At 72.5% G+C, this 7,336-nt stretch carries 5 protein-coding genes and 2 pseudogenes; 3 read left to right on the forward strand and 4 right to left on the reverse strand.

Annotation, left to right across the window (positions count from 1 at the left end; all coding sequences use genetic code 11):
• A partial coding sequence (locus tag JNK30_RS16795; protein ID WP_293483917.1) for a hypothetical protein occupies positions 1-226 on the reverse strand: 226 nt, incomplete at its 3' end.
• Between the two features lie 195 nt (positions 227-421).
• On the opposite strand from JNK30_RS16795, the gene JNK30_RS16800 reads away from it, so the two are divergent.
• Both JNK30_RS16800 and JNK30_RS16805 read left to right on the forward strand, forming a co-directional pair.
• A complete protein-coding gene (locus tag JNK30_RS16800) occupies positions 422-2,179 on the forward strand; it encodes a class I adenylate-forming enzyme family protein (protein ID WP_293483919.1) in 1,758 nt (585 codons plus the stop codon).
• A pseudogene (locus JNK30_RS16805) lies at positions 2,176-2,900 on the forward strand (TlyA family RNA methyltransferase). The gene JNK30_RS16800 and the pseudogene JNK30_RS16805 overlap by 4 nt, the downstream one beginning before the upstream one ends.
• A 67-nt stretch (positions 2,901-2,967) precedes the next feature.
• On the opposite strand, the gene JNK30_RS16810 reads toward JNK30_RS16805, so the two are convergent.
• On the reverse strand, positions 2,968-3,564 hold the full coding sequence (locus JNK30_RS16810; protein WP_293483920.1) for a glycine zipper 2TM domain-containing protein: 597 nt from the start codon (positions 3,562-3,564) through the stop codon (positions 2,968-2,970).
• A gap of 143 nt (positions 3,565-3,707) precedes the next feature.
• On the opposite strand from JNK30_RS16810, the gene JNK30_RS16815 reads away from it, so the two are divergent.
• Complete coding sequence (locus JNK30_RS16815; protein WP_293483922.1) at positions 3,708-5,000, forward strand: class I SAM-dependent RNA methyltransferase; 1,293 nt, start codon at positions 3,708-3,710, stop codon at positions 4,998-5,000.
• Between the two features lie 377 nt (positions 5,001-5,377).
• On the opposite strand, the gene JNK30_RS16820 is transcribed toward JNK30_RS16815, so the two are convergent.
• Together JNK30_RS16820 and JNK30_RS16825 are read right to left on the reverse strand one after the other, a co-directional pair.
• Entirely contained in the window at positions 5,378-5,968 is a 591-nt protein-coding gene (locus tag JNK30_RS16820; RefSeq protein ID WP_293483923.1) for a hypothetical protein, read from the reverse strand.
• Positions 5,969-6,988: 1,020 nt separating this feature from the next.
• A pseudogene (locus JNK30_RS16825) lies at positions 6,989-7,336 on the reverse strand (radical SAM protein); the annotation flags it as partial.

Genomic DNA, 7,336 nt, shown 5'->3' on the forward strand with positions numbered 1-7,336 from the left:
CGTCCAGGACGTCGCGGGAGATCACGTTGACCGTCAGCGGCGTGTCGATCACCCGCGCATTGCGGAAGGCGCCCACCTGCACGGTCCGGGCCGCGAAGCCGCGGTCGGCGGTGACCACCAGCTCCTCCAGGATGCGCCCGGCGTCGGCCTCGTCGGCCGCCTGGGCGTAGCCGGCGGCGGCCCCAGCGAAGGCCAGGGCGAGGGGGAGGAGGCGTGGCGCGGTCAAGGGATCTGTCTCGAATGAAATTGCGAATTAGTCGCAAGTATCGCCTGGCGCCGGCGCCGTCAACGGCCTCGGATCGCCTTGGCACGGCCCGCCGGCGCCGGGGCCGCCGGGTCCGTTTGCCTCGCCCGTGACGTTGTGCTTGATCACCCGCCGTCAGGCGCGGGCGTTACCTTGCGCCACAAGGGAGATGCGTAGATGTCCGAGGCCCCGTCGCCGGCCGCCTGGCCCGCCATGTCGATCGCCCAGGCGCACGCCTTGCTGGGCGCGCCGGGCTCTCCCCTGGAGATCGATGAGATCGAGATCCGCGGCGTACGCACCAAGGTGTGGAAGAACCTGCCGCCCTCGCTGCGCGCCGTCGTCGAGGCCAGCCGCGCCCACGGGGAGCGCGTTTTCCTGGTCTATGAGGACGAGCGCGTCTCGTACGAGGCGTTCTACCGCGCCGTTTCGGCCTTCTCGCGCGAGCTGCAGGCGCAGGGCGTGGCCAAGGGCGACCGCGTCGCCATCATCATGCGCAATCTGCCCGAGTGGGTCGTGGCCTTCTACGCGGCCGCTAGCCTCGGCGCGATCGTGACGCCGCTGAACGCATGGTGGACGGGGGCCGAGCTGGAGTACGGCCTGACCGACTCGGGCACGAAGGTCGCGGTGATGGACTACGAGCGCTACGAGCGCCTCGTCGAGCACCTGCCCAACTGCCCCGATCTGCGGCGTGTCTACGTCAGCCGCACGCGGGACGAGGAACTGGCCCACCCCTATGTGACCAAGCTCGAGGCGGTCCTCGGCGGCGCAGAGGCGTGGGGGAGCCTGCCTGACCAGGCGCTTCCGCCCGCCGAGGTGGGGCCGGAGGACGACGCCACCATCTTCTACACGTCGGGCACGACCGGGAAGCCGAAGGGCGCGCTCGCGACGCAGCGGGCGGTGAACTGCAACATCCTGACGGCCGCCGCCGCCTCGGCCCGCAGCTTCCTGCGCAAGGGCGAGGCGCCGCCCCAGCCGGATCCCGCGGCGCCGCAGCGCTCGGCCCTGCTCAGCGTGCCGTTCTTCCACGTCACCGGCTGCTTCGCGGTGCTCAACCCCACGCTCTTCTCCGGCGGCAAGCTGGTGATGATGCACAAGTGGGACGTCATCCGCGCCTTCGAGCTGATCGAGCGCGAGCGGATCATGCTGGCCGGCGGCGTGCCGACCATCGCCTGGCAGCTCATCGAGCACCCGGCGCGGGCCAACTATGACCTCTCCTCGCTGGAGAGCGTCTCGTACGGCGGCGCCCCGTCCGCGCCCGAGCTCGTCAAGCGCCTCGCCGAGGTGTTCCCGAAGTCCCAGCCGGGCCAGGGCTGGGGGATGACCGAGACCTGCGCGACCGTGACCTCGAACGGCGCCGAGGACTACCTCCACCGCCCCGACAGCTGCGGCCCGGCCGCCGCGGTGGCCAGGATCGAGATCCGCGATCCGGCGGACGGCCGGACGGTGCTTGGCCCGAACGAGGTGGGCGAGCTCTGGTCGTTCGGTCCGATGAACTGCCGGCTCTACTGGAACAAGCCCGAGGCGACGGCGCAGACGTTCGTGGACGGCTGGGTGCGGACGGGCGACCTGGCGCGGATCGACGAGGAGGGCTTCTGCTTCATCATCGACCGGGCCAAGGACATGCTGATCCGGGGCGGCGAGAACATCTACTGCGTCGAGGTGGAGAACGTCCTCTACGACCATCCCGCGGTCATGGACGCCGCCGTGGTGGCGCGGCCGCACCGGACCCTCGGCGAGGAGCCCGCGGCGGTGGTCACGCTGAAGCCGGGCGCGCACGCCACCGAGGATGAACTCCGTGCCCACGTGGCCGGCCGACTGGCCGCCTTCAAGGTGCCGGTCGAGGTGCGGTTCTGGAACGAGGTCCTGCCGCGCAACGCCAACGGCAAGATCCTCAAGAGCGAGCTGAAGAAGCTCTTCCAGGACACCGGCGCCTGAAGACCCGCGCCGACCTCCTGCTGGTCGCGCGGGGGCTCTTCGAGAGCCGCGCCAAGGCCCGCGCGGCGATCGAGGCCGGCCAGGTCACCGCCGACGGCCGGGCGATCGCCAAGGCCTCGGACCTGATCGCCGACGATGCGGTGGTCGAGGCGAAGGCGGCCCATCCCTGGGTCGGCCGCGGCGCGCTGAAGCTGGCGCATGCGTCGATGTCTGGCCGATCGCCGTGGAGGGCCGCGTCGTCCTGGACGTGGGCGCATCCACCGGCGGCTTCACTGAGGTCTGCCTCGCCCGCGGCGCGGCGCGGGTCTACGCCGTGGACGTCGGCCGGGGTCAGCTGCACCCGCGGGTGGCCGCCGACGCGCGCGTCGTGAACCTGGAGGCCACGGACGCGCGGCGCCTGACGCCCGACACGATCGACCAGGCCCCGGGCCTGATCGTCGCCGACATCAGCTTCATCTCGCTGGCCAAGGCGCTGCCGGCCGCGCTGGCGCTGGCGGGGCCGGGCGCGGATCTCGTCGCACTCGTGAAGCCGCAATTCGAAGTGGGGCCCGGTCGGGTGGGGAAGGGCGGCCTGGTCACCGATCCGGAGGCCCATGCCGCGGCGCTGGCCGGCGTCTCCGCGTTCCTGGGCGGCGCCGGCTGGACGGTTCAGGCGACGGCCGACAGTCCCATCGCGGGCGGGGAGGGCGCTCGGGAGCACCTGCTCTGGGCGCGGCGGTGACCCTGGAAAGAAGCGGGGCCGGCCCGATACGCAGGCGCGGCCCCAGGGTTACTGGCCTGGAACCTGATCAGTCGACGACGGCGTATTTTCCGCTCGCGTCGCGGCAGACGCGGACGAAGCGGGTCTGGGTGCGGCCGTCAGGCATGTAGATGGGGCTTTCCGCGAGCGTGCAGCTCTCGGCGTCGGGCCCGCGGTCACTGGCCAGCGGGCGGCGCTCGTCGACCCAGGCGTCCTCGCGGGCGTCGCGGTCGGCCCGGTCTGCGTAGGCGTCGCGCTCGTAGTAGGCGGGCGCGGGCGCGGGCGGCGGCGGAGGCGGGGGCGCCGACGCCGTCGAGGTGTAGCGCGTGGAGGACGTGCAGGCGGCGGTCTTGTTGCCGATGACTCCGCCCGCGATCGCGCCCAGCAGGCCGCCCAGGAGGGCGCCCTCGGTGCGCGCGTTGCGCGCGGCGGCGTTCGAGCCGATCACCGCGCCCATGCCGCCGCCGATCAGGGCGCCGGCCGTCCCGCGCTGGTTGGCGTCGCGGCGGCAGGGGTCGTAGTTGTAGCCCGGCGAGCCGGGTCCGGCCGCGGGATAGGACTGGGCCTGGGCGGCTCCGGAGGCGAGGGCGATCGCGCCGGCGATGGCGCAGGCTCCGGCCTTGGCGATGGCGACGCGGGTCTTCATTGGGTATCCCTCGATCAGATGCTCGTGCCCGCCTTACGGCGGCGCTTGTTGCGAAGATGCGCCGGCGAACCTGAACGGGCGCTAAGAAAGTCGTTCATGTTCGTTCATCCAGAGTTAACCGCACGCCGCGTTCCGGAGGCGCCATGAGACCGCCGAAACGCCGCTTCAAGGGCCGTCCCGACCCGCGACCGCCGCCGGGCCCGCCCGAGGAATTGCGCATCGTCCAGGTGGGCGGCGAGGGCGACGGCGTCGCCGACGGCCCCGTCTTCGTGCCCTTCAGCCTGCCCGGCGAGGGCGTGCTGGCGAAGGGCTCCGGCGAGCGGCGCGAGCTGGTCCAGGTGCTGGAGGCGAGTCCCGACCGCGTCGAGCCCCCGTGCCCCCACTTCTTCGCCTGCGGCGGCTGCGCGCTCCAGCACTGGGCGCGCGAGCCCTACCTCGCCTGGAAGGTCGAGCGCCTGCGGGGGACCCTGGCGCGGCAGCACATCGAGACCGAGATCCTGCCCGCCTTCGCCGCGGGGCCGGGCGAGCGGCGCCGCGTCGGCCTGCACGCGCGCCGTGGAACCGCCGAGGCCGCGCGGCTGGGCTACAAGGCGCGCCGGTCGTGGGACCTGGTCGACATCCGGGTCTGCCCGATCGCGGACCCGGCGATAGAGGCCGCCATCCCCGCGCTCCGGACGCTGGCCGCGCCGCTGTTCGAGCATCCGAAGTCGGCGCCGACGCTGCATGTCACCGTGACCGACGCCGGCCTGGACATCGACATCACCGGAGTGGAGGCCAGGAGCGGCGGCCTCTCCGCGGACGCCCGCATGCAGCTGGCCGAGCGCGCCGCGGCCGCCGACCTGGCGCGGGTCACCCTGGCCGGCGAGATGGCGTACATGGCGCGCCAGCCCACCGTGCGGCTCGGACCGGCGCGGGTCGCGTTGCCGGCGGGCGCCTTTCTGCAGGCCGCGCCGGGCGCCGAGGCCGCCATGGCCGGCTTCGTGGCTGACGCGGCGGCGGGCGCGCACCGCATCGCCGACCTCTACTGCGGCGTCGGCACCTTCACCTTCCGGCTGGCCGAGATCGCGCCGGTGCATGCGGCGGACTTCGGCGCAGAGGCGGTGGCGGCCCTGATCGCGGGACTGGCGACCGCCCCGGGGCTGAAGGGGGTCACCGCCGAGGCCCGCGACCTGGCGCGGCGTCCGGTGCTGGCCGACGAGCTGAAGAAGACGGACGTCGTGGTCTTCGACCCGCCGCGCGCGGGGGCCGCCGAGCAGTCGGCGGAGCTGGCCCGCTCGGCCGTGTCGCGGGTCATCGGGGTCTCCTGCAACCCGGCCACCTTCGCCCGCGACGCGCGCACGCTGATCGACGCCGGTTTCCGGCTCGAGCGGGTGCTGCCCGTGGACCAGTTCCTGTGGTCGCCGCACGTGGAGCTGGTGGGCGTGTTCAGCCGCTGATGTGTGTGGGGCCCCACGGCGGAGCCCCGCTCCCCGATCCGCACCAGGTGCAGCTGGACCGCCGGGAGACCCGGCCCGCGCCGGACGGAACTTAGCGCCGGGCCTTACCCTCCGACCGTCCCGGCGAATGCCGGGATCCAGATCTACGCCGCGAGGTTCTGACAGGAAGGACTCCGAGCTTCTGGAAGGCGCTTCAGAGCCATTCCATCTGGGTCCCGGCATTCGCCGGGACGACCGGGGTTCAGGGTGGTCAGGCGGACATGCGGCGGCGCGGCGGGGAGGCGATCCCGGCCGTCCGCCGCGTCTCGTGGCGTCAGGGAGGTCTGGAAGGGCTCATCGCCCGGGTCCGGCGCGCGGCGTGGAGCGCCGGCGGGAGGTCAGGAGCTGTTGAAGACCACGCCGTGGCGCATGAGGATGCGGCGGCGCTCGTCCTCGGGCAGGTGGGAGATGTCGCCGGACTCCTCGTCCAGCTCGCCCTCGAAGGGGGCGTCGGCGCAGGGCAGGTCCACCCAGCCGGCGGTGGTCTCGCGGCTGAGCCCCAGGGTGTCGGCGATCTCCAGCAGCTGGGGCTGGAACGGCCGGTCGGCCATGTCGCGGGGCCCGGTCTCGGGATCGATCAGGTCTTCGAGGGCGTCCAGAAGCTCCAGCCGCTCGGCCGCCTCGGCGCGCTCGGCGCAGATCACCCGGCGCATGGCCCCGCGCAGTGCGTGGGCGCGCCGTTCGCGCCGGCGCAGGGCGACATCCTCGGTTTCCCGCGCCTCGGCCCGGCGGGCGCGCTGCTGGCGCTCGAGCATCAGCAGGTGCTGGCGCATGGACCGCTCGGCGCGGTCGCAGGCGCGCGAGGCCTCGGCGGCCTCGGCCACGGTCCCGGCCGCCAGGCAGAGGGCCTGCATGTGCTCGGCGCGCGCGAAGGCGTTCTTCGCGGCGCGGGCGAGCATGAGGTCGGCTTCTTCGATCTCGGGCGACATGGGAACAGAACGGGAACATGGACTCTGCGCAGAGTCAAGTTTTTCGCGTTGGGGGCGGCGGCCAGGCCGCGAGGGTTTGTCCACGGAAGCACACGGAAGAAGACGGACAGACCTCCCCGTTTTGTCATCCCGGTTTCGCCGCAGGCGAAGACCGGGACCCATAGACTCCGCGCCTCAGGCAAACCCCGGGGCCGCGCCGCCGCGCCAGGACCTCGAACGCGGGCGCGTATGGGTCCCGGTCTTCGCTGCGCGAAACCGGGATGACAGCTGTGGGGGATGGGGCGTGAACGGGTCCACGATGGAACGCGAAAGGACCTCCTCCTTTTGTCGTCCCGGTTTCGCCGCAGGCGAAGACCGGGACCCATAGACTCCGCGCCTCCGGCAAACCCCGGGCCGCGCCGCCGCGCCGGGACCTCGAACGCGGGCGCGTATGGGTCCCGGTCTTCGCTTTCGCGAAACCGGGATGACAGCCGTGGGGTGGTGGTGTGGAGGGGTCCACGGAAGAACACGCACAGACCTCCCACCCTTTTGTCATCCCGGTTTCGCCGCAGGCGAAGACCGGGACCCATGGACTCCGCGCCTCAGGCAAACCCCGGGCCGCGCCGCCGCGCCGGGACCTCGAACGCGGGCGCGTATGGGTCCCGGTCTTCGCTGCGCGAAACCGGGATGACAGCCGTGGGGGTGGTGGTGTGGAGGGGTTCACGGAAGAACGCGGACAGTCCTCCCCCTTTTGTCATCCCGGTTTCGCTGCAGGCGAAGACCGGGACCCATGGACTCCGCGGCTCAGGCAAACCCCGGGCCGCGCCGCCGCGCCAGGACCTCGAACGCGGGCGCGTATGGGTCCCGGTCTTCGCTTTCGCGAAACCGGGATGACAGCCGTGGGGGTGGTGGTGTGGAGGGGGAAACCACGAATGGACACGAAGGACACGAATGTGTCCGGGCGCCGTGAGGCCGGGGCCTATTCGTGTTCTTCGTGTTCATTCGTGGTTGAAATCGCGGATATCGAACCGAGTGCGAGCCCTATTCCCCGCGGAACAGGTCGATCTGGCCGCCGGGTTGCGGGGGGATGCGGAAGCGGTCGCGGGGGAGGGCGGTCCAGCCCTGGTCGAGGCCATAGCGCCGCTTCGCGGCGGCGAAGCGGGCGCTCATGAGGTCGGCGACGGGACCCTGGCCCTTCATCCGGCTGCCCCACTGGGCGTCGTAGTCCTTGCCGCCGCGCATCTGGCGCACGAGCGACATCACGCGCCGGGCCCGGTCGGGATGGTCGGTTTCGAGCCATTCTCGGAAGAGGTCCTTGATCTCGCGTGGCAGGCGCAGGGCCACGTAGCCCGCGCCCGTGGCGCCCGCCTCGGCCGCCCGCTCGAGCAC

This window comes from Phenylobacterium sp., from assembly GCF_016793225.1.
Taxonomy (GTDB): Bacteria; Pseudomonadota; Alphaproteobacteria; order Caulobacterales; family Caulobacteraceae; genus Phenylobacterium.